The organism is Alsobacter sp. SYSU BS001988, from assembly GCF_054796215.1.
This window is the reverse complement of record NZ_JBTAMK010000056.1, coordinates 1-538: the sequence shown is the minus strand read 5'-3', so window position 1 is coordinate 538 and position 538 is coordinate 1. Positions and strand designations below refer to the sequence as shown.

Annotated in this window: 1 protein-coding gene; it reads left to right on the top strand. The window is 63.9% G+C overall.

Features of this window, described 5'->3' with window-relative positions:
* Positions 1-40 precede the first annotated feature (40 nt).
* Positions 41-364, top strand: coding sequence for a hypothetical protein (locus ACYVO7_RS25780; RefSeq protein WP_460452617.1), 324 nt, complete (start codon positions 41-43; stop codon positions 362-364).
* Positions 365-538 lie beyond the last annotated feature (174 nt).

Sequence of the window (538 nt, the reverse complement as noted above, 5' to 3'; positions counted from 1 at the left end):
TGGAAGAACGCCTGGCCCGCCTTGAGGAGAAGACGAACCAATGAGCCGGATCGGAGCCAGACTGGCGAAACTGGAACGCGCCGTCGGCGTCGTCGGCCCGCGCACGTTCGTGGTGCACGTCGCCGAGGACGCGCTTGACGACGCCGTCGCTCGCCTCCGCAAGGCCGGCGTCATGAGCGGCGCCGACGATGTGTGGAATTGGGGCCTGGACTCCGGGACGGCGCCCGATCTGTGCATGGACGGCTACTACTGGGTTTGGCCCTTCAAGGATGGCGACGAGTACGCGCTCTATTTCGCCGACAAGGAGGCTGGAAAGCCCGTGCGCGAGATCAAGAGTGAAACTGGGCTGATCCCGGCGGAATGACCGCAGAGCCTAATAGCCTTACAGAAAGGGACCGGCTCCGTCGGCCGGTCCCTCTCCAACTTTCAGCGCGCACAGGGCGGGGGACGCTATGAGAGCATCCACCCTTCAGGGTGAGGGACGACCGGAGCGATCTGGATCCCATAGTCGCCATCCGGATCAGTGTTGTCGAAAAGG

Excerpts from the sequence above, each read along its gene's own strand:
- ACYVO7_RS25780 (WP_460452617.1), top strand. The coding sequence starts at position 41 with ATGAGCCGGATCGGAGCCAGACTGGCGAAACTGGAACGCGCCGTCGGC.